25 protein-coding genes are annotated in these 22835 nt (G+C 64.1%); 5 read left to right on the plus strand and 20 right to left on the minus strand.

Annotated features, from left to right (window positions below):
- Positions 1 to 4: 4 nt before the first annotated feature.
- The 15 genes from D0T21_RS13440 to D0T21_RS13510 all read right to left on the minus strand — a co-directional run bounded on the left by D0T21_RS13440 (position 5) and on the right by D0T21_RS13510 (position 14555).
- Positions 5 to 439 (minus strand): thioesterase family protein, encoded by a 435-nt coding sequence (locus tag D0T21_RS13440; protein ID WP_116990097.1) that lies wholly within the window; start codon positions 437 to 439, stop codon positions 5 to 7.
- A complete protein-coding gene (hutH, locus tag D0T21_RS13445; RefSeq protein ID WP_116990098.1) occupies positions 426 to 1997 on the minus strand; it encodes a histidine ammonia-lyase in 1572 nt (523 codons plus the stop codon). Before hutH ends, D0T21_RS13440 begins: the two co-directional genes overlap by 14 nt.
- Positions 1984 to 2925 carry an acyltransferase gene (locus D0T21_RS13450; protein ID WP_116994421.1) on the minus strand — a complete coding sequence of 314 codons (942 nt, stop codon included), beginning with the start codon at positions 2923 to 2925 and terminating at the stop codon, positions 1984 to 1986. Before D0T21_RS13450 ends, hutH begins: the two co-directional genes overlap by 14 nt.
- Positions 2922 to 3671: a glycosyltransferase family 2 protein gene (locus D0T21_RS13455; protein ID WP_116990100.1), complete on the minus strand. Its 750-nt coding sequence runs from the start codon at positions 3669 to 3671 to the stop codon at positions 2922 to 2924. The genes D0T21_RS13450 and D0T21_RS13455 overlap by 4 nt, the downstream gene beginning before the upstream one ends.
- Complete coding sequence (locus D0T21_RS13460) at positions 3664 to 5415, minus strand: AMP-binding protein (RefSeq protein WP_116990101.1); 1752 nt, start codon at positions 5413 to 5415, stop codon at positions 3664 to 3666. The genes D0T21_RS13455 and D0T21_RS13460 overlap by 8 nt, the downstream gene beginning before the upstream one ends.
- Positions 5408 to 5953, minus strand: coding sequence for a hypothetical protein (locus tag D0T21_RS13465; protein WP_116990102.1), 546 nt, complete (start codon positions 5951 to 5953; stop codon positions 5408 to 5410). Before D0T21_RS13465 ends, D0T21_RS13460 begins: the two co-directional genes overlap by 8 nt.
- A gap of 5 nt (positions 5954 to 5958) precedes the next feature.
- On the minus strand, positions 5959 to 6228 hold the full coding sequence (locus D0T21_RS13470; RefSeq protein ID WP_229211473.1) for an acyl carrier protein: 270 nt from the start codon (positions 6226 to 6228) through the stop codon (positions 5959 to 5961).
- Positions 6229 to 6240: 12 nt separating this feature from the next.
- The gene (locus D0T21_RS13475) at positions 6241 to 6495 is read right to left on the minus strand and encodes a phosphopantetheine-binding protein (protein WP_043481206.1); all 255 of its coding nucleotides are present in this window, start codon (positions 6493 to 6495) and stop codon (positions 6241 to 6243) included.
- Complete coding sequence (locus tag D0T21_RS13480; protein WP_116990104.1) at positions 6488 to 7273, minus strand: 1-acyl-sn-glycerol-3-phosphate acyltransferase; 786 nt, start codon at positions 7271 to 7273, stop codon at positions 6488 to 6490. Before D0T21_RS13480 ends, D0T21_RS13475 begins: the two co-directional genes overlap by 8 nt.
- Positions 7266 to 7997, minus strand: a complete 732-nt coding sequence (locus D0T21_RS13485) for a beta-ketoacyl synthase chain length factor (protein WP_116990105.1) — start codon at positions 7995 to 7997, stop codon at positions 7266 to 7268. Before D0T21_RS13485 ends, D0T21_RS13480 begins: the two co-directional genes overlap by 8 nt.
- Before the next feature lie 339 nt (positions 7998 to 8336).
- Positions 8337 to 9407, minus strand: a complete 1071-nt coding sequence (locus D0T21_RS13490; RefSeq protein WP_116990106.1) for an ABC transporter ATP-binding protein — start codon at positions 9405 to 9407, stop codon at positions 8337 to 8339.
- A 27-nt stretch (positions 9408 to 9434) separates the two neighbouring features.
- Complete coding sequence (locus D0T21_RS13495) at positions 9435 to 11210, minus strand: iron ABC transporter permease (RefSeq protein ID WP_116990107.1); 1776 nt, start codon at positions 11208 to 11210, stop codon at positions 9435 to 9437.
- 85 nt (positions 11211 to 11295) lie between these two features.
- Positions 11296 to 12396, minus strand: a complete 1101-nt coding sequence (locus D0T21_RS13500; RefSeq protein WP_116990108.1) for an ABC transporter substrate-binding protein — start codon at positions 12394 to 12396, stop codon at positions 11296 to 11298.
- Positions 12397 to 12428: 32 nt separating this feature from the next.
- Positions 12429 to 13400, minus strand: a complete 972-nt coding sequence (locus tag D0T21_RS13505) for a tripartite tricarboxylate transporter substrate binding protein (protein WP_116990109.1) — start codon at positions 13398 to 13400, stop codon at positions 12429 to 12431.
- Between the two features lie 87 nt (positions 13401 to 13487).
- A complete protein-coding gene (locus D0T21_RS13510; protein WP_116990110.1) occupies positions 13488 to 14555 on the minus strand; it encodes a porin in 1068 nt (355 codons plus the stop codon).
- Between the two features lie 219 nt (positions 14556 to 14774).
- On the opposite strand from D0T21_RS13510, the gene D0T21_RS13515 reads away from it, so the two are divergent.
- Genes D0T21_RS13515 through D0T21_RS13535 form a run of 5 tightly spaced genes read left to right on the plus strand, consistent with a single transcriptional unit; the run spans position 14775 to position 18153 of the window.
- Positions 14775 to 15506, plus strand: a complete 732-nt coding sequence (locus D0T21_RS13515; RefSeq protein ID WP_116990111.1) for a response regulator — start codon at positions 14775 to 14777, stop codon at positions 15504 to 15506.
- 20 nt (positions 15507 to 15526) lie between these two features.
- Positions 15527 to 17017: a sensor histidine kinase gene (locus tag D0T21_RS13520; RefSeq protein WP_116990653.1), complete on the plus strand. Its 1491-nt coding sequence runs from the start codon at positions 15527 to 15529 to the stop codon at positions 17015 to 17017.
- 57 nt (positions 17018 to 17074) lie between these two features.
- Positions 17075 to 17485, plus strand: coding sequence for a nucleotidyltransferase substrate binding protein (locus tag D0T21_RS13525; RefSeq protein ID WP_116990112.1), 411 nt, complete (start codon positions 17075 to 17077; stop codon positions 17483 to 17485).
- Complete coding sequence (locus D0T21_RS13530) at positions 17475 to 17807, plus strand: nucleotidyltransferase domain-containing protein (protein WP_116990113.1); 333 nt, start codon at positions 17475 to 17477, stop codon at positions 17805 to 17807. Before D0T21_RS13525 ends, D0T21_RS13530 begins: the two co-directional genes overlap by 11 nt.
- A gap of 4 nt (positions 17808 to 17811) precedes the next feature.
- On the plus strand, positions 17812 to 18153 hold the full coding sequence (locus D0T21_RS13535; protein ID WP_116990114.1) for a ribonuclease E inhibitor RraB: 342 nt from the start codon (positions 17812 to 17814) through the stop codon (positions 18151 to 18153).
- On the opposite strand, the gene D0T21_RS13540 is transcribed toward D0T21_RS13535, so the two are convergent.
- The 5 genes from D0T21_RS13540 to D0T21_RS13560 all read right to left on the minus strand — a co-directional run bounded on the left by D0T21_RS13540 (position 18154) and on the right by D0T21_RS13560 (position 22713).
- On the minus strand, positions 18154 to 18441 hold the full coding sequence (locus tag D0T21_RS13540) for a YciI family protein (protein WP_116990115.1): 288 nt from the start codon (positions 18439 to 18441) through the stop codon (positions 18154 to 18156).
- A gap of 114 nt (positions 18442 to 18555) precedes the next feature.
- Entirely contained in the window at positions 18556 to 19047 is a 492-nt protein-coding gene (locus tag D0T21_RS13545) for a type II CAAX prenyl endopeptidase Rce1 family protein (RefSeq protein ID WP_116990116.1), read from the minus strand.
- Complete coding sequence (locus tag D0T21_RS13550) at positions 19044 to 19451, minus strand: DUF4431 domain-containing protein (protein ID WP_116990117.1); 408 nt, start codon at positions 19449 to 19451, stop codon at positions 19044 to 19046. The genes D0T21_RS13545 and D0T21_RS13550 overlap by 4 nt, the downstream gene beginning before the upstream one ends.
- Positions 19451 to 20704: an alpha/beta fold hydrolase gene (locus tag D0T21_RS13555; RefSeq protein WP_116990118.1), complete on the minus strand. Its 1254-nt coding sequence runs from the start codon at positions 20702 to 20704 to the stop codon at positions 19451 to 19453. Before D0T21_RS13555 ends, D0T21_RS13550 begins: the two co-directional genes overlap by 1 nt.
- A gap of 98 nt (positions 20705 to 20802) precedes the next feature.
- Complete coding sequence (locus D0T21_RS13560) at positions 20803 to 22713, minus strand: methyl-accepting chemotaxis protein (RefSeq protein ID WP_116990119.1); 1911 nt, start codon at positions 22711 to 22713, stop codon at positions 20803 to 20805.
- Between the last annotated feature and the right edge of the window lie 122 nt (positions 22714 to 22835).

Consider the following 22835-nt stretch of genomic DNA (forward strand, 5'->3'; position numbering starts at 1 on the left):
GGCTTCATACAGGCTCTATCCCCAATTTTTCAAACAGCACGGGAGGCGACACGTAGCACATCTCCTTGGTGGCGATATCGACGGCGACCATGGTGGTGCTGGCCCGGGTCAAACGCTTGCCGGTGACGGCGTCGGTGATCAGGTAGTCGATCTTCAGGCGGTTTTCCCATTCGACGATGTCGGCGCGCAGCTTGAGCGTCTGGCCGAAGGTAGCCGAACCCACGTAGCGCAGCTGCATGTCGATCACCGGCCACGCGTAGCCGGATTCCTTCATCTGCGGATAGTTATAGCCTATCTTGTCCAGCAGCGCGCAGCGCACCACTTCCAGGTACTTGACGTAGCGGCCGTGCCAGACGATCTCCATCGGATCCAGGTCGAAGAACTGCACCTGCATCTCGACTTCCGCGAACCAACGGCTTTCCTTGTTAGCTCGGCGCATACAGGTCCCATGCCTTGGCGCGGATGCGTTCCAGCAGCAGGCGCAGGTCCGGTTCCAGCCGGCGGTCTTCCTCGACCGGCTTGATGTCGGCGCCCAGCGCTTCCTGCATCGCCGCCAGCGCGGCCTGCGGCTGCAGTTCCGGGTTGACCTGGCAACGCAGCCATACGCCCTGGCGCACGGTGATCAGCAGCGCGGCCACGACCTGCTCCGTCAGTTCCAGCACGCGCAGGCAGTCGCGCGCGGCGATGGTGCCCATGCTAACCTTGTCCTGGTTGTGGCACTCGGTCGAACGCGAAAACACCGAAGCGGGCATGGTCAGCTTGAGCGCTTCCGCCGTCCACGCCGAAGCGCTGATCTGCAAGGCCTTCAGGCCATGGTTGATCGGCGCGCGCGCGCCGGTGGCGCCGGACAGGTTGGCCGGCAGGCCGTGGTTGTAGCGGCTGTCGACCAGCAGCGCCATCTGGCGGTCCAGCAGGTCGGCCAGGTTGGCGACCGCGTTCTTCATGCCGTCCATCGCGAAAGCGATATGGCCGCCGTAGAAATGGCCGCCGTGAAGCACGCGCTCGTTGTCAGCGTCGATCAACGGATTGTCGTTGGCGCTATTGAGCTCGTTCTCGATCGAGGACCGGAAGAACGGCATCGCGTCGGCCAGCACGCCGATCACGTGCGGCGCGCAGCGGATCGAGTAGCGGTCCTGCAGGCGCTTGCCGTTGCGTTCCCACTGGTCGGTCGGTAGGTCGCTGCGCAGCCAGGCCGCCACCTGCTGCATGCCGCCATGCGGCTTGACCGAGAACAGCACCTCGTCGAAGTGATGGGCGTTGCCGTCCATCGCGAACGAGGCCATCGCCGTGATGCGGGTGCTCAGCCGGACCAGGTATTCGGCGCGGTCATAGGCCATGCAGGCCAGCGCGGTCATGACGGCGGTGCCGTTCATGATCGCCAGCCCTTCCTTCGGACGCAGGCGCAGCGGCGTGATGCCGGCTTCCTGCAAGGCCTGCGCGGCCGGCACCTGCACGCCGTCGCGCCACACTTCGCGTTCGCCGCACAGCACCGCCGCCAGGTAGGACAGCGGGGTCAGGTCGCCGCTGGCGCCGACCGAGCCTTCGGATGGAATCAGCGGCAGCAGGCCGGCGTCCAGCAGTCGTGTGATTTGCAGCAGCAGCTCGACGCTGACGCCGGAGTAGCCCTTGCTCAGCGACGCCAGGCGCGAAGCCAGGATGGCCCTGGTCTGCGCCGGCGTGAAGTACTCGCCCAGGCCGACGCCGTGGTAGGTGTACAGATGGTGCGGCAGCTCCGCAATCAGTTCCGGCGGCACCACCACGGTGCAGGAGTCGCCGTAGCCGGTGGTGACGCCGTAGACGGTGCCGTCCTCGCGCAGCAGGCGGTCGAGGAAGTCGGCGCCGCGTGCGATGGCGGCGCGGAAGTCCGGATCGTCCGACAGCGCGGCAATGGCCCGGCCTTGCGCGATGTCGACGATGTCTTCGATCGTCAGGCGGTCGCGGTCGAAGCGCACGGTACGCGGCGCGGAATTGAGTTGGGCTAGGTCAGCGAGGTGCATCGGATCGTTCCAGTTGGGCTAAGTGCCAGAAATCGTAAAAGTTAAACCACTGCAGCGGCGCGCGCAGGCAGTAGTGCTCCAGCCGCCGTGCGTAATCGCCGGCCAGTTGCTGGAATGCGGCGTCGCGGTCCTGGCGCGGAATGCGCACGGCATCGCGGAAGGCTTCAAAATACAGCGCCGAGCGGCGCCCCTGGCGAATCGAGAACAGCAGGAAGACCGGGCATTGCAGGAGGTTGGCCAGCACATACGGGCCGACCGGGAACGGCGCCGGCGCGCCCATGAAGTCGGCCAGCGCCACGCGCGGATTGTGCGAGACCGGGATGCGGTCGCCGGCGATCACCACAAATTCGCCGCGCACCACGCGCTCGGACAACAGCATCGCGGTGGCCGGTGACATCTCCGTCACCTGCAACAAATTCAGCTGACTCGCCGGGTTGAGGCGGGCCAGCATGTCGTTGAAGGCCTGCGCGTGCTTGGTGTGCACCAGCACCGTCAGTTTGATGTCGTGGCGCCGGCGCGACAGCACGCGGCACAGCTCCAGGTTGCCCAGGTGGGCGCAGATCACCAGCCCCCCCCGTCCCGCCGCCGCCGCGTCGACAATCAGGTCGCCGCCATGCACGTCTACCGTATCGAGCTTGAACAAGCCGCTCCACAGCAGCATCTTGTCGAGGATACTCTCGCCGAAGGCGGCGAAGTGGCGCAGCACACCCGGCGCCGCGGTTGAGGTATAGCTGGCCACGCGGCGCAAATACGCCTGCGAAGCGCGGCGCGGCCGCGGCTTGCTCAATACGTACCAACAAAGCACAGGATACAGCACCACGCGAAACGGCCAGCGGCCGAATACCCGGCAGATCCAGAACATCAAGCGCATGCCCGCCACGAAAGTGATCTCGTTGATGGAGGCCCAGTGCAAGCGGCGCGCGATCATCGGCCCTGCCTCTTGCGCGCCAGCAGGCGGGGAATGCGCGGCAACATGCCGAAGAACAGTTTGACATGCATCCACGTGATCAGCACATTGTCGCGCCACATGCGGAAGTGCGAAACGCCGTCCGCCGGATAGCGGACGCCGGTCGGCAGGTTCACCACTTGCAGGCCTTCCCAGAACAGCCGTACCAGGATGTCGGTATCGAAGTTCATGCGTGCGCCGATGGGGGTGCGAGCCGCCAGCGCATTGACCGCCGCCACCGGATAGACGCGGAAGCCGCACATCGAATCCCTGATGTCGAACGACAGGGTATTGATCCAGACCCAGATGTGGGTGGCGTAGCGTCCGTACAGGCGCACCTTCGGCACCGACTCGTCATAGACCGGATGGCCGGCGATGATGGCGTCCGGGTGTGCGGCGGCTTGCGCCAGGAACTTCGGCACGTCGCCGGTTTCGTGCTGGCCGTCGGCGTCGATTTGCAGCACATGCGTGTAGCCCAGTTCCGCCGCGCGGCGAAAGCCGCTCAGCACAGCGACGCCTTTGCCCTGGTTCTGCGCCAGGCGCACCAGCGTTACGGCGCCGGCATGCTGCTGCGCCAGCGCGTCCAGCACGGCGGCGCAGGCGGCGCCGCTGCCGTCGTCGACCAGGATGCATGGCGCTCCGTGGCGCAGCAGCCCGGCCAGTACTGCGCCGATCGCGTGTTCGTGGTCATAGACCGGCACCACGATGCAGGGTTTGAAGTCAGGCATCCGCCTCTCCCAGTATGACGCGGCCGCTGGCATGCTGCCCCGCATCGGATACATAGCGGAATTGCAGGCAGCCCTTGGCAATATCATGCAGCAGTTCCAGCTGCACCGGGGTCTCTGGCTGGATCACCTGCTGGAACTTGAGCGCATTGATGCCCTTGAACTGCGGCGGCAAGCCGAAATAATGGCGGCCGTAATGGATCGCCCAGTCCACCTGCACCACGCCCGGCAGGATGGGCGCAACGTCGAAGTGGCCATCGAAATACAGCAGGTTGGCCGGTGCGCTCACTTCCAGCAGCACGCGCTGCGGTTCGCGTTCCAGCTCGCGCAACTGCGGCAGGCGTGGCCGGCGGCCGGTCGCGCCGCCGTCGTCGCCGAGTAACGCCAGCAAGGCGGCCAGCGTGGTCTTGCCCTGGGCGTTGACCGGCATCTGATCCAGATAGCGCCAGCGGCGCGGCAGCGCCACGGCATCCACCACCGCAATCAGCACGGTGCGCAGGCGGGCGTTGAACGCGGGCTTGCCTTCGGCCTCCAGCAAAGCGCGGCCCGCCGGCGTCGGCAAGATGAACGCCGCCAGCCGCTGGCGTTCGCCGGCATCCGGCTCGCACAGGATCACGCGCGCCTCGGCCGCCATGCCGCAGGCCAGCAGCGCCGCCTCCATCGCGCTCAGCGAGATGCGTTTTTCCTCGATCTTGACGATGCGGTCGCTGCGCCCCAGCAGCAGGAAGCGTTGTTCGCCGATACGCGTGGCGCGGTCGGCCAGCGCCAGCCAGTTGTCGTCGGTCAGATGCGGCGACCGCACTTCCAGCGCGTCGTCCACAGCGCCAAGCCGCCACGCCACGGTGGGGAAAGGCAGCCAGGCATCGTCGGCCATGCCGCCGCGCTGGCGCCATGCGACGCCGCCCGTCTCCGAACTGCCATAGACCTCCACCGGCACGCGGCCCAGCAGAGCGCCGACGGCCAGCGCGGTTTCCGCCGCCAGCGGGCCGCCGGATGAAAATATCGCCCGCAACATGCGGGTCGCGCCGCGCCAGTCCAGATGCTCCGGCAAGCGCTTCAGGTGGGCCGGGCTGGCCACCAGCACGCACGGACCGGCGGCCATGCTCGCAGCCAGTTGTTCCGGATAGGAGATGCTCAGTGCATGGATCGCGCGGCCGGTACTGAGCGGCCAAAGGACCTTGAACAGCAGGCCGTAGATATGCTGATGCGAGACGGTCGCCAGCACAGCGGCGTCGCCGGCGACGGCGCCGAACAACACATCAAGGGTTTCGACCTCGCTCGCCAGCTGCGACAGTTTTTTAGGAATGGCTTGCGCCGCGCCGGTGCTGCCGGACGTGAACACGACCAGCGCCGGCAGGTCGGGCGGCAAGGAGCCGCCCATCTGCTCGGCGGAGGATTCGTCGCCCGCTTCGGCCGGCTGCATCGGCCGCAGCTCCGCCGGGAACTGGCCGAGGAAGCCGTCCACCGAAGCGCACAAGGCGGCGCAGCTGGCCTCCAGCGTATCGGCGCTCAGCCAAATGGTTTTGCCGGCATGCCAGGCGCCCAGCAAGGCCGCACCGAATTCCACGCTATCGTCCAGGTACAGGGCGAAATTGCTGCCCGCCTGGCCCCGCAGCAGCCCATGCCATGCACGCGCGCGCGCCAGCAGGCGGCCATTGCCGATGGCGGCGCCGTCACGCCAGCCGGCCACGCCGTCGACGGGCCGCGCCGCGATGGCCGCGTACAGGTTTTCGATCCGGTCAGACATGATGCAGACGCTTGAAACGCAGGCGCACCAGGTACTCGGCGCCGAACAGCAATGCCATCAATCCGTATGAGATCACACCGGTGTACAGCGACCATGCGGCCTCCGACATCCACAGCGCGGTAGCGAAAGCGATCATGCCGTTGATGACGAAGAAAACGCACCACACCTGCGTCACCTTGCGCATATAGGCTTGCGCCACCGGCGGGAAATCCTCGCCGCGCAGGCGCGCCATGCGCTCGACCGCCGACATCGGCGTCGCCAGGCTGTAGCCGAAGCCCGCCAGCAGCGCCGCATTGACCAGCACCGGATACAACTTCAACGGCAGCAGCAGATTGCTCCAGATCGCGCACGCCATCAGCACCAGCGCGCCCGCCGCCGACCAGCGCGCAACGCCGCTCAGCTTCAGCGCCGGCAGGCGCGTGGCCACGGCCAGCAGCAGCAGGCCGGCCAGCCAGCGCGGCTGCACCTGTCCGTGTCCGAGCCAGATCGCCAGCGGATACAACAGCGTCACCGCCACCGTCAGTATGGTCATCGGCATCGTACTTACGCCGCCGGCTCCGTCATGCCGGCCAGCGCATCAACCACGTCGCCGATGGTGCGGATGGTCTTGAACACCTCCGGCTGCAAGCGCTTGCCGGTCAGCTGCTTGAGCTTCACGGCCAGGTCGACCGCGTCGATGCTGTCGATATCCAGATCGGCGTAGAGGTTCGAATCCGCGCTCAGGTTTGCCTTATCGAGTTCAAACATCTCGACCAGCAGATCGATGACACAGGTCTGCAGCTGGTCTTTACTCATCTCGTTCAAAGCTATCATGTGCTGCCCCTTTTATTTCTTTCTGTGGCTATCGATCATCGCTGCCAGCGCCTGCACCGAGGCGAAATGGCGACGGGTGTCTTCCGAATCGGCGGACAGCGAAATCCCGTACTTCTTCTGCAAGGCCACGCCCAGTTCCAGCGCGTCGATCGAGTCCAGGCCCAGGCCTTCGACGAACAGCGGCGCCGCACTATCGATATCGGCCGGCGTGATGTCCTCCAGTTGCAGCACATCGATAATCAGTTCTTTCACTTCCAGTTCAAGCATGGCTTTGGCACTTCCCGGTAAAATAATTCTGTAAAAATTCAGTCAACTGACGCGCCGCCATCACGTTGCTGGCGGCTTCCTCGTTAAAGGCGGCGATCGCCAGGTCATCCTGGACGTCGATCCGTATCAGCACCCGGCGCGAAGGCACGCGCCACCATTTGTCCCCCTTGCCCAGCGTGGCCGGCTCGCAGCGGATCAGCACTGGCGTCATGTCGCGCGCACCACGCACCGCGATGTTGGCCGCGCCGCGCTTCATGCTGATCACGCCATTGCCCGGCGTGCGCGTCCCTTCCGGGAACACGATCAGGTTGTTGCCGCGCCGCAGAGAGGCGATGCAATCGTCCACCAGTTCCGGCCCGCCCTGGTTGCTGATATAGCCCGCCGCGCGCAGCGCCCCGCGCGTAAAGGGGTTATGCCACAACTCCCCCTTGACGATGCAATCGGCGTTCTTCACGAAAGCCATCAGGAACACAGTGTCGATCAGCGTCGGATGGTTGGCCAGTATCAGCAGGCCGCCCCGGTCCAGCTTCTCCATGCCGCGTATCTGGTAGCGCAGCACGCCCAACGCGCGCATCAAATCCACGTAAAAGCGGAACGCCCACCGTATCAGCGTGCGTGCCGCCGTCACGCGTGTTTCCGGCTTGCGTACGACCACGCCCAGCGCCGGGAACACCAGCCCTCCCAGCAGCAGTCCCCCTACGCCAAACACCAGGAAACTCAGGCCCGTGGCAACCACCCGCCAGTAGCGCGACAGCGTGGCCGTCAACCCGTCATGCATCGCGGCTCCAGCTCCAGCGCAAGCGTCCATCGCAGCGCTCCAGCCGCCGCGCGCCGCGCAACTGGAATCGCGCCACTTCCAGGCCGGCCGGCATGCCGGTCGAAGGCGGCTCGGCGCTCGCGGTCCAGCTCAGCGAAATCGCCTCCTCCGCCGCAGGCGTCAGCAACCACGCCCAGGCATACGGCTGCTCTTCACAATCCTGGAACGGCGCGAGCAATTCCGGCAGAGGACTATCGCAGGCCACCAGCAGCACCTGCGGTGCGCCGTCCGCCATCAGGCCGCAAGCCTCGATGACCGCATGCTCGATGCTGGCGGCGCCGGCGGCCAGCGCCAGTTGATTGGCGCGGTCGCTGCGGGCGATGCTCAGCAGCCCGGCGATGGCGTTATGCACCGACATGCTGAACGCCGTCGGCGACAAAGGCTCGCCGCGCGCCAGATCGCCCAGCAATTCCAGCGAACGCGCGGCCTCGCCGTGACGCGAGCAGAAGACCGTAGGGATATCGGTGCGGCCGTCGAGGCATTGATAGGCGACTTCCAGCGCCATCTTACCGAGAAAGCCGGCACGGCGGCGCAGCATCGCGGGCATCGCCTTGACGCCCGGCTCTGTCCCGGCCTGTATCGTAAATGGCGCCTGCGCCCACTGCTCCCAGGCTTCGGGCGCGACCAGTCCCGGCGCCCATTCGGCATGGCGGGAAATAGAAAAACTGACACCGTTCGTACGCATGTTGTTAAATAATCCAGGGCATTGAGATGAAAAGAAGGTGCGACCTCATGCTCACATGCCGCAGAAATGCCAGCCAACGTATTTTTGAAATTATAAACGACTGTTCTTGCCGCTAAGGCAAACAAGTGAACAGTGTGCAACTACTTTCTTGTTTATCTGCGCATTTTGCACAGTTAATAGCGAGAATTCTCTCCAAAGATCGCGTTTTTTGGCAGAAGAAAGCGGGGACGGCAGAATGAAGGAGTCTTGCAGGACTGTTGCAGATATGTCTCGCGGGAGGGCGCGAAAGCGGGGCAAGGCCCGGACGCGCCTTGGCGGCGGTCCGGGACGTTGACGGGGTCAGAACACCCAGAGTTTGTCGGCCGGCAGCTGCAGCCAGTACTTGCCCGCTTCCAGCTTGTACTTGGAATAGGCGCGCAAGCTCATTTCCGGTCCGCTCTCGCTCTTGAACAGGCACTCGAAGCGGTCGCCCAGGTACATGCAGGTCAGCAGCGGCAGCTCGATCGCATTCTCCACCGGCGTCGCGCTGACCTTCACTTCCTCCACGCGGATGATGGTCGACGGCTCGCCGCCGCCGGCGCCGCGCGCGGTGCCCTGCAACGGCGTGCCGCCGATATCGAGCATCACCCGGGCGCCGTCGCGCTGCACCACCTTGGCCGGCAGGCGGTTGTTACTGCCCATGAATTCGGCGGTGAACAGCGTGTCCGGCGTTTCGTACATGCTTTGCGGCGAGCCTTGCTGCTCGATCTTGCCGTTGTTGAGCAAGAGGATGCGGTCCGAGATCGCCATCGCCTCGGCCTGGTCGTGCGTGACCATCAGCGCCGACAGGCCCAGTCGCACGATCAGCTCACGCAGGAAGGCGCGCGCTTCTTCGCGCAGCTTGGCGTCCAGGTTGGACAGCGGCTCGTCCAGCAGGATCACCGGCGGGTTGTACACCAGCGCGCGCGCGATCGCCACGCGCTGCTGCTGGCCGCCCGACAGCTGGTGCGGGAAGCGCTCGGCCAGGTGGCCCAGGCCCAGGTTCTTCAACACGTCGCTGACTTTGTCCTTGATCTCGCTGCTGCCCATCTTGCGCAGTTTGAGGCCGTAGGCGACGTTGTCGAACACCGTCTTGTGCGGCCACAGCGCGTAGGACTGGAACACCAGGCCCAGGTTGCGGTGTTCGGCCGCCATTTCGAAGTTCTTCGCACCGTCGAACACATTGCGGTCGCCGATGGCGATGGTGCCCTGCTTCGGGCTTTCCAGTCCGGCCACCGCGCGCAGCAGCGTGGTCTTGCCGCTGCCCGAAGGGCCCAGCAGCGCCACAACTTCACCTTTTTGCAGGTGCATGGACACGCCCTTCAGAATCTGGTTGGCGTGGGCGCCGGTGCCGTAGTCCAGGTGCAGGTCGTTGACGGTCAGTTCGTTCATGATGAGGTCTCGTTTCATAATTTTTTATTAGTTGTGAAGCTTAACGCCAAAGCGCAGGGCCACGCCCAGGCCGATGGCCACCAGCGAAATATTGATGAACGATAGCGCCGCCACCAGGTCGGTGGAGCCGGTGGCCCACAGCGACACCAGCATCGCGCCTATCACCTCGGTGCCCGGCGACAGCAGGTACACGCCGGTCGAGTACTCGCGCTCGAAGATCAGGAACACCATCAGCCACGCGCCCAGCAGGCCGTATTTGACTAGCGGGATGGTGACGTCGCGCGTCACCTGGCCGCGCGATGCGCCGACCGCGCGCGCCGCCTCTTCCAGTTCCGGCCCCACTTGCAGCAGCGCGGTGGAAATCAAACGCATGCCGTAGGCCAGCCACACCACCGAATACGCCAGCCACAGGGCGAAGATGGTCGAGCGCACGGAGCGCAGCAGCGGTATCGCGTTCTCGCTCAGCCACAGCGCCACGCCGTTGTCCATGCCCTTCAACATGCCATCGAGCCAGCTAGGCACGAACAGGAACACCCACAGGAAGGACAGGCCGGCCAGCAGGCCAGGCACGGCGCGCGGCACCAGCACGCTGTAGTCCAGGAAGCGGGTGATGCCGTCCGGCTTGCGGTGCATGGCCAGCGCGATGGCGCAGTAGCAGATCACCGCGAAGGCGCCGCCGATCACGCCGATCAGGATGGTGTTGAGGATGCCGCGCATCAGCGCCGGCTGTTCCATGATCTCGCGGAAGTGCTGCAAGGTCAGCACGTCGCGCAGGTTGACGCCCTCGCCCCAGTACTGCACGAAGGAGCGCAGCACGATGCCCGACATCGGCATGATGATGGTGAACATCAGCCAGGCGAAGATCAGCGCGAAGGCCAGCCATTTCCATTTACCGAGCGGCATGGACTTCGAACGCGCGCCCTTGCCCTTGATCGAGACGAACTTGTTGGCAGACTTGAGCAGCCAGCGCTGTATCATCACCAGCGGCATCGTCACCATCACCAGGCAGACGGCTACTGCGGCCATCAGGTGATACGAAGGCGTGCCCAGTTTGTTGGTCAGCTTGTACAGATAGGTCGCCAGCACCAGGTGGCCTTCGGGATCGCCCAGCACCAGCACCAGGCCGAACACCTCGAAGCCGAGGAAGAACACCAGCACGGCGGCATAGGCCAGCGCCGGCGTGATCATCGGCAGCGAGACGTTGAACATCACCTGCAGCGGCGAGGCGCCCGCCACGCGGGCCGCTTCCTCGACATCGGAGCCCAGGCTTTTCAGCGCGGACGAAGCGTACAGGTAGACGTGCGGCACGTGCGTCAGGCCGGCGATCACCACGATGCTGGTGAAGGAGTAGATATTCCACGGGATGAAGCCGAGGATGTCCTTGGCCCACAACGAGTAGAAGCCCACTGGTCCCATCGAGACCACGTAGCCGAAGCCCATCACCATCGGCGACACGAAGATCGGCACCAGCAGCATCGGCGCGATGAAGCCGCGGCCCGGCAGGTCGGTGCGTATCATCAGGAAGGCCAGCATGCCGCCCAGCGGCACGGCGATGGCAGTCAGGCCGGCGGCCAGCAGGAAGGCGTTCTTGAACGCCACCGAGAAATCGGGATCGTCAAAGATGAAGCGGTAGGCGTCCAAGCCCAGCTCCTTGGCGGGCATGAAGAACGGCGCGTTCAAAAAGCTCTGGTAGAAGATCAGCAGCAGCGGCAGGAAGATGGCGATGGCGGCCAGCGTCACCACGACGCCGCGCGTCCAGTTGATGCTGCGCCGGCCGGAGCCTGGGAGAGTGAGAGTTTGCATAGTGATTCCGATGAGGCGGATGGGATGTTGCGGCCCGCACGCGGCGCTGCGAATGCGCGCGGCGTGCGGGCTGGCCTGTCAGCGATTACTTCTTGCCTGCGGTTTCTTTCCACTGCTTGAGGAAGGCCATGCGCTTGGCCGGCCCCAGGAATTGCAGCACGATAGGATGGACCGGCACCGGCTTGACGTTGTCCTTGCCGATCGTCTTGATCAGGTCCGCCGAGGTGGTCTCACCGGTGACGTCGGCGCGGATCGCGAACAGTTTTGAATCGTTGGCGATGATGACCTGGCCGCGGTGCGACAGCATGTAGTCCAGCCACAGCTTGGCGGCGTTGACGTTCTTGGCGGCCTTGTTGATGAACAGTACGCGCGACAGGATCAGCGTGTAATCCTTCGGCAGCACCACGCCGATCGACGGATCGGCCTTGGCGCGCACCAGCGCGTAGGAACCGAGCACGTTGTAGCCGATCAGGTTTTCGCCCGACGAGATACGCTCCATCATGGTGCCGGTCGACGACTGCACGCGCACCTTGGCTTCGCCGAAGGCGTTTTCCAGTTCCAGGAACTTCGGATTCTCGCGCGCATCCTGGGTCATGAACATGAAGCCGACGCCGGATTTCTCGATGTCGTAGGTGGTGACCTTGTCCTTGAATTTAGGCTGCGTTATCAGCTTGGCGAAATCGGCGTGCGTCTGCGGCACTTCCTTGGCGTCCACCAGGCGCTTGTTGTAGACGATAGCGGCCGGCTCGAAGGTGGTGCCGTAGGCCTGGTCGTCCCATACCGCCCAACCGGGGATCTTGGCCGCTTCGACCGATTTGTATTTGAGCGCGTAGCCGTCGGAGGCCAGGCGCATTTGCAGGTCCATCGCGGACGACCACATCGCGTCGGCGGTATTACCGCCGGCCGCCACTTCGGAGATGAAGCGGTTGTACACCTCGGTGGAATTCATGTCGTTGTATTCGACGGTGATGCCTGGGTACAGCGCGTTGAAATCCTTGATCAGCGGCTGGGTGGCCTTGCTGTCGGTGGCGCCGTAGATCACCAGCTTGCCCTCTTTCTTGGCGCCGTCAATGATCTTCTGGTAATCGGCAGGATAGCCGGCCGGCACCTGCGCGAAGGCCGGGGTGGCCAAACTCGCGGCAAACAGGGTGGCGCATGCAGCGGCCAAAGTGGTTTTCAACATCATGTTCGTCTCCGTCGTTTTATGTGTAGTGGTGATCAGCGCACCAGACCGAGTTCGGCGGCGCGCCTGCCGTAATCGTCCACGGCCTTTTTTACGTATGCTGCCAGCGCATCGCCGGTCAACCCAAACGGGAACAGACCCGACGCCGCGCGCATTTGCGCGAACTGCGGACTGGCCAGCACGCGGTCGAAGTTGGCGACCCAGTGCTGATAATCCGCGTCCGACACCTGTGGCCCCATCCAGACGCCCCGGATGATCGGCCACACCACGTCGATGCCCTGCTCGCGCGCCGTCGGCACATTCGCCAACACGCCCGGCAGGCGGTGCTCGGCCAGTATCGCCAGCACCCTGGTATTGCCGCCGGCCGCATACAGCGTCGCTTCGCTGGCGTCGCCGGATACCGCCTGCACCAGGTTGGCGTGCATGGCGGCGAAGGCTTCGCCACCGCCCTCCAGCGCCACGAAACGCAGCACCTTCGGATCGACGCCGGCGGTCTTGACCACCATCGCCATCTTCAGCCAGTCCTGGCTGCCGATGGTGCCGGAGACGCCGATCAGCACCTTCTCGGGATGATCCTTCAGCGCCGCCACCAGCTGGCCCAGCGTCTTGTAGGGCGAATCGGCGCGCACCGCGATCATGCCGTAGTCGGCGCCCAGCGCCGCCACCCAGCGTACATCGGAGGACTTGGCCTTGCCGAACTTGCCCTGCGCCAGATTGAGCAGCGAGCCGCCCGAAAAAGCCACCAGCGTGTTCGGTTCCGAGCGACGTTGCGACACCAGCGAATGCCAGGCCACCGCGCCGATCCCGCCCGGCAGATAGCTGATGTGCATATCCGACGGTGGCGGCTTCGGCGCCCCGCTCAAGCCCTGCAAACCCTTTTGCGCCAGCTTGCAAGTGAGGTCCATCGCACCGCCCGGTTTGGACGGCACGATGCACTCCAGGCTTGCAGCTTGCGCTGCCGCGCACAGTGAGAGCGCGGCAATCAAAGCCAGCAAAACTTTAGTCATCTTGGTAGGTATCTTAGAACGGTGAAGCTTTCAAAGCGCTTTCAGACCGCGGCATTTTTCACAAAATGCCGCGGTCCATTCTTTGGCTTAGAAGCGGTGCTGCATGCCGACGGTCAGGCCGTGCTGGCTGCTGCCGAAGCCGGCGTCGTCGCGCGACAGGCCGGTCAGCTGGCCGTTCTTGGCCTTGGCGTAGGCAGCCGACACATGCAGGTCGGTGCGTTTGGACAGTGCGTAGCGATAGCGCGCCACGTACATGGTTGGATCGGCGTCTTTGCCGGCGGCGACGTTCTTGACGTTGACGTGGTAGATCGCGCCGGTCAGCGTGGTCACGTCGTCGGTCTTGTAGGCGATACCGGCCCAGGTGGTGGTGGCGTCGACGTCGGCGGTGAGCGCCTTGCCGGCGACCAGTTTGTAGTCGCGCACCACGCCCCACAGTTTCAGCGGGCCGTCTTCATAGTTCACGCCCAGGTGCCAGACGGTGTTCTTGTCGCGCGCGCCGGTGGCTGGAACGGTGTTGCCGTTGTTGCGTTCCCAGGTGGCCATCAGGTTCGCAGGACCCAGCTTGTAGGTGCCGGCGAAGCCGACTTTGGCGCTGTCCTGCGCGCCGGTGGTCTGCTCGCCTGCCGCATAGTTGGCGGCGAACTTGAAGTCGCCCGCGGAGCCGGCGTACTTGATGATGTTGTCGTACTGGGTGGTGAAGCCGTATTTGCTAGGACCGGTCGCAGGACCCGAAGTCGCCCACGAGTAGTAAGGCGCAAAGCCCATCGGGTCGAACGCGATCACGGTGTCGTACACGCTGGTGAACGAACGGCCGATGACCACGCGGCCGAAGGCGCCTTCCAGGCCGACGGTGGCCTGGCGCTTGAACAGAACACCGTCCTGCGCGCCGGTATCCATCAGGATGCCGCCTTCCAGGTTGAAGACGGCTTTCAAGCCACCGCCCAGGTCCTCGGTGCCACGCAGGCCCCAACGCGAAGTGTTCATGCCGCCCGAGATAACGCTGGTCTGGCTGCCGCCAGTGGCCGACTTGTTGTTGGCCGTTTCAACGCCAACGTCCAGCAAACCGTAGACCTGCACGTTCGATTGGGCGTGAGCGGCGCCGCCAGCGGCTGCCGCGAGTGCCATGATAGCGAGGGTCAACGAGGTTTTTTTCATGTAGGTCTCCAGAGGGATATAGTTATTTGTGGCTGCTGATTTTTACAATCAGGCTGTCACTATAGGAGTCACTTCCTTTCAATTACCTTTCACTGCCATTTCGGTATGGATTCCTGTCGTCCATGCACCACAAATCAGGTAAGGGCTTCCCTTTTGGGGCCGCTGAGACCATGATTCTGGCCTTACACTGAACTTATTTCATATGGTTGGCAAGAATTTATGCGTATTCTGTTAGTTGAAGACCACACCGAGCTATCACATTGGCTGTCCAAAGCCCTGCGCGACGCCAACCTGACGGTGGAATGTGCCGACAACGGCGCCGATGCGGACGCCCTGCTGCACACCCAGGACTACGCGCTGCTGATCCTCGACCTGACCTTGCCGCGCATGGACGGCCTGGAAGTGCTCAAGCGCCTGCGCGCGCGCGGCGGGCCGCGCGGCCAGACTCCCGTGTTGATACTGACCGCGCGCGGCGGCCTGGAGGACCGCGTGCAGGGCCTGAACCTGGGCGCCGACGATTACCTGGCCAAGCCCTTCGAACTGGCCGAACTGGAAGCGCGCGTGAAGGCGCTGCTGCGCCGCAGCGTCGGCAACGAGGCGCTGGTGCACAGCTGCGGCGCGCTCAGTTTCGACACCGTCACCCGCATGTTCGCCTACGCCGGCGCCCCGCTGGCGCTAACGCCGCGCGAACACGCGGTGCTGGAGACGCTGATCACCCGCTCCGGCCGCGCCGTCTCCAAGGAGAAGCTGTTCGACGAAGTGTTCGCGCTGGCGGACGACGCCAACCTCGATGCGATCGAGCTGTATATCCACCGCGTGCGCAAGAAGCTCGACATCGCCGCGCCGGATGCCGCCGTCATCACCACGCTGCGCGGCATCGGCTACCTGCTGCAACCACGGCCCGCCGCCGCTCCGCCCCCTGCTCCGGCCGGCGGCGCCAAGGGCGGCTGACGTTGAGCGGGACCGGCCGCATGCCGCTGCTGGACAAGCTGGCGCGCCGCTTCGGACCGGGCGCGCAGCTGGGCAGCCTGCGCGGCCAGTTGCTGCGCTGGCTGCTGGGCCCCTTGCTGGTGCTGGTGGCGCTGAACACCCTGTCGGTCTACCACAACGCGCTGGACGCGGCCGACGTGGCCTACGACCGTTCGCTGCTCGCTTCCACGCGCGCGCTGGCGGAACGCGTCTCCATCGTCGACGGCAAGGTGGTGGCGGACGTGCCCTACGTGGCGCTGGACAGCTTCGAGACCGATACGCTGGGCCGCATCTACTACAAGGTCACCGGCATCACCGGCGAGACCGTGTCCGGCTACGCCGACCTGCCGCCGGTGCCGGCCAACGTGCCGCGCTCGGAGGCCTATCCGGCGCTGGTGCGCTTCTACCACGCCAACTACAACGGCCAGCCGGTGCGCATCGCCGCGCTGCTGCAACCGGTGTATGACGATTCGATGCGCGGCATCGCACTGATCCAGGTCGGCGAAACGCTGGAGGCGCGGCGCGGCCTGTCCAACCAGATCCTGCTCGACACGCTGATCTGGCAGGCCTTGCTGCTGCTGGCGGTGGCGCTGCTGGTGTGGTTCGCGGTGCGGCTGGTGCTGCAACCGCTGATGCGGCTGAAGATCGCGGTGGAGACGCGCAGCCTCAATGATTCGTCCGATGTCGATCCGACGTTGGTGCACAAGGAAGTGCGGCCGCTGGTGGCGGCGATGAACAGTTCGCGCTCGCGCCTGCAGATCCTGATCAGCAGCCAGCGCCGCTTCATCGCCGACGCCTCGCACCAGCTGCGCACCCCGCTGACGGTGCTGAAGACCCAGGCCGAACTGGCATTGCGCGAATGCGACCGTCCCGGCGCCGATCCGCAGGCCACGCGGGCGGCGCTGCGCGAGATCGTCCACAGCATCGCCGCCACCACCGATTCGACCGTCAACCTGGCCAACCGCCTGCTGACGTTGGCGCGCATCGAACATGGCGGCGACGCCGACGGCGCGGCGGCCCAGTCGGAGCCTGCCTCGCTGCGCGACATCGCGCGCCAGGTCGGGCTGGAGATGGCGATGGCGGCGGTGGCCAAGCAGATCGACCTGGCGCTGGAGGCGGACAGCGAATGCGTGGTCCAGGGCCAGGCCTTGCTGCTGCACGAAATGATCGCCAACCTGACCGACAACGCCTTGCACTACACGCCGCAGGGCGGCACGGTGACGCTGCGGGTGCGGCCCGGAACGAGTACGGGCACCGGCGGCGTGGTGCTGGAAGTGGAAGACAGCGGCCACGGCATCGCCGCCGCCGAGCGTGAACGGGTATTCGCGCCCTTCTACCGCGCCGCCGCGACACTGGAGCGCAATCCGGGCGGCGCCGGCCTGGGCCTGGCCATCGTGCGCGACATCGCCACCCTGCACGGCGCCAGCATCACGCTGGACGACGCCAGCGCCGGCCAAGGCCTGAAAGTCACGGTAGCCTTCCCCCGTACCTGACCCAGTCGCCGTGGCTGCGGTAAAATACGCACTACAACGTAGTGTGCGGGGCAAATCATGAGCGAGCAGGACATCCGCTGGCTGCAACGCCTGTCGAATTACCGGCGCGCGTTGGCGCAGCTGAAAAAATTCATCGACCACGGCGACCTGAACGAGCTTGAACAGCAAGGCCTGATCAAGGCGTTTGAGTTCACTCACGAGCTGGCGTGGAACGTCATGAAGGATTATTTTCACTATCAGGGCAACAGCAATATCAGCGGCTCCCGCGACGCCACGCGTGAGGCGTTTCAATATAACCTGCTCAGCGACGGCGAAACCTGGATGGGCATGATTAAAAGCCGCAACCAGTCGGCGCATACCTATAACAAGGAAACCGCCGACGAAATCGCTGGCCTGATATTGAAGCATTACTTCGTCCTGTTCACGGCGTTCGAACGGAAAATGACGGAGCTCGCCGATGTCGCCTGAACTGGAACCGCTGGTATTTGGATTGAAGGCCAGTGTTGTGAGCAGCATGGGTGCTGTTTTTTCTTTGCATCCCGAAGTCGAGCAAGCGATTCTGTATGGCTCGCGCGCCAAGGGCAATTTCAAGCGCGGCTCGGACATCGATCTGTGCCTGACCGGCGCTGGCCTGAACATGCCGCTGATGCTCAAGATAGAGAATCAGCTGGACGACCTGCTGCTGCCCTACAAAATAGATTTGTCGATCCGAGACAGGATCGACAACCCGGAACTACTGTCCCATATCGAAAGAGTGGGCGTGTCGTTCTATCACCGCAATAAGGAATAAGTACATGATCACCAAAGAAGACATGGTCGAGCTGTTTGCCGACATGAAGCAGAACGCACCGTGGGATATTTCGAAGCCGCTGTTGTGGGGCTATTTTTTCGCCGACACCACCAAGGCAAAACTGGAAGGCGTCTCGGCGCTGCTGAAGGCCCAAGGCTATCAGATCGTCGGCATCTACGACTCCAAGCCGGAGGCCAGCGTGCCTGCGCTGTGGTGGCTGCACGTTGAAAAAGTCGAGCACCACACCGCCGATACGCTGCACGTCCGCAACCAGGAGTTCTACAAGTTCGCCGAAGAGCACCAGCTCGAATCCTACGACGGCATGGACGTCGGTCCCGCCGCCTGATTACAGCAAGGCCGCCAGCGCCGGATGGTGCTTGGTGGCCTCGAACTCCGTCACCTGATAGCTGGCGATCCCGTTCTGCGCGAACGGGTCCTGTGCCAGCAAGCCGTCGAGCTCCGCGCGCGACAGGCGTCCACTCACGATAATCACACCGCCGTCGCGCGGGTTCTTCGGACCCGAGGCCAGAAACATCTCGCGTGCATACTGCTCGTCGAGAAAGGCGCGATGTGCGGCAAGGTGCACCTCTATTTCCGCCAACGGTTTCAGATAAGTCAGATTAACGATGTACATGTTCAGGAGGCCTCATTAGGAAACCTGGGCATCATATCACCGGGCCAGCGCTTGCTCGGCCTTCTCCAGGTTTTTCCGGTAGAAGGCGCCTCGGAAAGATCGGAGAGAGGCCCGTCACAGGCTCGGAAAGTAAGAAGCTGCCACTAGTACGAGCGCGTTTTGGGTCAAGTGGGCGACAGTCGTCATCCAATAGCTGACGGCCACTCCGTAGCTGCGGTAGCGCAGGTAAATAAACGAGAACATAGCCCCGGCGAACAGCGCAACCAGTCCGTGCGCAATACCGCCATTCAAGTAGTGGCCCAATGCCCACATAACAGAGCCTGTCGCTATGCAAAAGACCGGTTTTACGGAAAATCGTCTGAGCACTTCCTGCGGAAGTAACTGCCCCAATAAGGTTTCAAACAGCGGCGCCCATACCAGTGCCACCATGATTTGCATCCCAAGGCTGGCATTGAGAGCACCGGCTCCAGAGTTGGCGCCCCATTGGGCCAAGGGAAGAAAAACCTTGAGGGCCAAGAGAACCAGCATGGAGCAAGCAAACGAGACTCCGCCCCACATTACGCCACCGCTGACAATACTGAGATTGCTGGCAGCGAGACGCTTCACTTCGCCACCTGAAGCAGGACGTCGGCGTGATGGTGACCTGTAAACGCCGAGAACAGCTTTCCTCGCAAGCGCACCACGGTGCCAAGCCGGGGCTTCAGTTCCGCATACTGCGCCGCGTTGAGCACCAGCTGTATCTCCCGAACCGACGCAAAATCCGTCTCGTTGGAGCCGGCGCCGGAGACGGTACAGATGGCCGGGTCGAGGCTCAGGTAGTAGCCGGTCTCCGGCTCATCGCCATCCGCCACGCTCTCATAATTGGGACGACCCGGGAAGGTCGCCCTATGCAATTTTCCAGCCACCACCGTGGTGTCCACACCATACTTGAGACATTGAACAGGCGCTGCGCAAGCCGGTGCGGCCTGCACCGCCAACAGCCATGCCAGCGCAATCGCGGCACGCGTCATCACCGGGCCAGCGCCTGTTCGGCCTTCGCCAGGTTTTTCCGGTAGCCTTCCATCGACTGCGGACTCTTTTCGCTGGCAGTGCCCAGCGCGATCGCCTGCTGGAACTGCGCCTTGGCCTGCAAGGGCTGCTTCACTTCCAGCAGCAGCTCGCCGTAGCTGTCATGCGCATTGGCCGACGCCGGGAAGGTGTCGGCATTGAATTTCATGACCAGCGCCGCTAGCTGTGGCTGCTTGCGCTTGCCCAGCATCATGTAACCGACGCCGTTGATTTCGTTCTCGCCAAAGCGGCTTTCCTTCAGCGCGCTGTCGACCAGTTGCCCCGCTTCGCTGCCGCGCTGCGCTTGCAGCAAGACGACCGCGCGGTCCAAAGCGCGCAGCAGGTTTTCCTGTGCCAGCTTGTGGACACGGCGTTGATCTTGCGCCGTGGCGCCGGCAATCACCTGCTGGATGGCGCCGGCCACCAGCGCCGGTTCTTCCAGGTGGATGTTGTGCCCGCTATTGGCGGTGACGACATGGCTGCCGGACGAAAACTGCAGGAACAGTTGCTCGTGCAGCGAGCGCCACACAGCCACCGCCGGCACCGTGTGCATGAAGAATTCCGGCTGCTCGCGCACCATGGTCGAGGTCAGGACCACGGCCGGCACGTCGGGCAAACGCGGCGCCGGCTGCAGGCTGGCGGCGGTGAAGGCTTCGTCCACCAACTTGCTCTCCGCCTTCAAGGGCGCAGGCGTCAGCGAGTCGAGGTATTTCTGGTCTTGTGCAACCTTGGCGGCGTCAAGCTTCTTGAGCTCGGTGTCGAAACGTTCCATGCTGGGGTCGACAAACACCATGCCGGCCACCTGCTCCGGGTGGCGCTGGGCAAACAGGCGTATCAGATAGCCGCCGTAGGAATGGCCGACCAGGATGAACGGCGGCGACAGGTGCGCGGCCTCGATCAGTTGGTCCAGCTCCGCGCTGCTGCGTTGCGGCGTGCGCGGTTCGGGACGCGCATCGGATTTGCCGATCCCGGCACGCGAATAGAAAAACACCTTGGCCGACTTGGCGATTTCCGGCGCCACTTTCCGCCACACCGACAGGTCGCTGGCAAAGCCCGATTCGAAGATGACGGTGTAGGGGCCGCTGCCCGCGCTGGCCGCGTCAACGTGATAGGAACCGACATTGACGCCATCCTGGCCGGCGGCCACAGCGGACGCCATCACGCAAGCGGACATCAACGCCGCTGCGGCAAGTTTTCCGGAAAACAGCTGCTTCAATCGACGCTCCTTGTACGGGGTTTGCAAGCTTGGTTAATTTGCAAGTCTACCGTACATTGGATGCATCATCGAAACATTTAGCAGCGCCGGCAACAAGCCTAGCGCAGCGCCAGGCGCGTTGTGACAGCGCGCTGCTCCTCTTCCAGCTTGAACACGCTGACCACTTCCGCCAGATGCGCGGCCTGCTCCTGCAACGATCCCGCAGCGGCGGCCGCTTGCTCCACCAGCGCGGCGTTCTGCTGCGTGGTGCTGTCGATTTCCGTCACCGCCAGGTTGACCTGGGCGATGCCTTCGCTCTGTTCGTGGCTGGCGGCGACGATCTCGCCCATGATGCTGGTCACCTGCTCCACCGACGACACGATCTTGCTCATCGTGACGCCGGCCTCGTCGACCAGCACACTGCCGGCATCCACCTTCGCCACCGAATCGCCGATCAGTTCCTTGATCTCCTTGGCCGCGCTGGCCGAACGCTGCGCCAGGTTGCGCACCTCGGACGCCACCACCGCGAAGCCACGGCCCTGCTCGCCTGCACGGGCCGCCTCCACCGCCGCGTTCAAGGCCAGGATGTTGGTCTGGAAGGCGATGCCGTCGATCACGCCGATGATGTCGACAATCTTGCGCGAGCTGTCCTTGATCGACACCATAGTCTGCACCACGCGGCCCACCACCTCGCCGCCCTCGGTCGCATAACCGGAGGCCGACTGCACCAGCTGGTTGGCCTGCTTGGCGCTGTCGGCGTTCTGGGTCACGGTCGCCGTCAATTCCTCCATCGCGGACGCGGTCTCCTGCAGGCTGGACGCCTGCGCCTCGGTGCGCGACGACAGATCCAGATTGCCGCTGGCGATCTCGCTGGACGCCGTGGCGATGGTCTCCGTACTGTCGCGCACCTTGCGGATGGTGACGTTCAACGACGACACGAAACGATTGAAGCCATCGGCCAGCGCGCCGACCTCATCCTCGCTCTCGACCGTCATGCGGCGGCTCAAGTCGCCGTTGCCGTCGGCGATCTCGCCCAGCATGTGCGCGGCGCGCGCCACCGGCGCGGCGATCGCCCGGCTGACCAGGAACACCACGAACATGCCAAGGCCGCCGCCCACCAGGCCGCCCACCAGCGCCGACACCGTCACCGAACGCGTGACCGCGCCCAGCACTTCGGACTCCGGCACTTCGGCGATCACGTACATGTTCAACTCCGGCACGAACGACGACGCCACCAGGCGCTTGCCGCCCGGCGCCGAGTAGCTGGCGCTGGCGTAGGTCTGGCCGCCCAGCAGCTTGGTGGTCAACTCGGTGTTAAAGCCCGGCAGGTCCTTCATGAAATGCTGGCCGTCGGCCAGCGCGGTATCGCGATGCACGATCAGCATGCCGTTCGGCCGCACCAGATACACGAAGCCGGAGGCGCCGACCTTGTAGCTGCGGATGTTCTCCGCCAATTTATTGACCGACAGCCCCAGGCTGGCCACGCCGATCTTGCCGTCGCCGGTGTCGAAGCGGGTATTGATGAAGACGTTGTAGGTGGTGGCGCCCGGTTCCTTGTCCAGGTTCAGCGAATACGGCTTGCCGCTGGCCAGGAAGCTGTAGAACCACTGGTCGGCCGCGGCGCCCTTGTCCAGCGTGCGGCTGTAGCCTTTTTCGTCGAAATACTTGCCGGTGCTGCCGGACACCCACGACACTGCCGCCGCCTTCGCGGACTTGCGGATGCTGGCCGCGTAGGCGATCCAGGCCGGCAGGCCGCTGTCCGGCAAGCCGGCTTTCTCCCAGTCCAGCAGGAAGGTGTTGGCGCTGACCGATAGCGTGGCCGCCAGCGGCTCGCCGATCTGGCGCAGGATGTCGTTGCGGATTTCGCCCACCTCGGCCGGCAACTCCTGGTTCACTACACGGTCGCGGATGCTGTTGCCCGTCATGACCACGCTGAGCGTGGCCGAGACCACCAGGAACAGCAACAGGCAGGCCGCCATGCTGAGCATCAGTTTTTGCTGAATAGACAAACGGCGCAGTAGACTAGCCATGACACTCCCCAAAGGTTAAATCGGCACACATATATTTGCAAATCAGCGTAATCGAATAGTGTTGCCATGCGCAACCTAAAATTCCGCATCCGTGCCGAACAACAACGTAACCAATCGAACAG

It is taken from the genome of Duganella sp. BJB476 (assembly GCF_003416895.1).
In the GTDB taxonomy this organism is placed as follows: domain Bacteria; phylum Pseudomonadota; class Gammaproteobacteria; order Burkholderiales; family Burkholderiaceae_D; genus Rugamonas.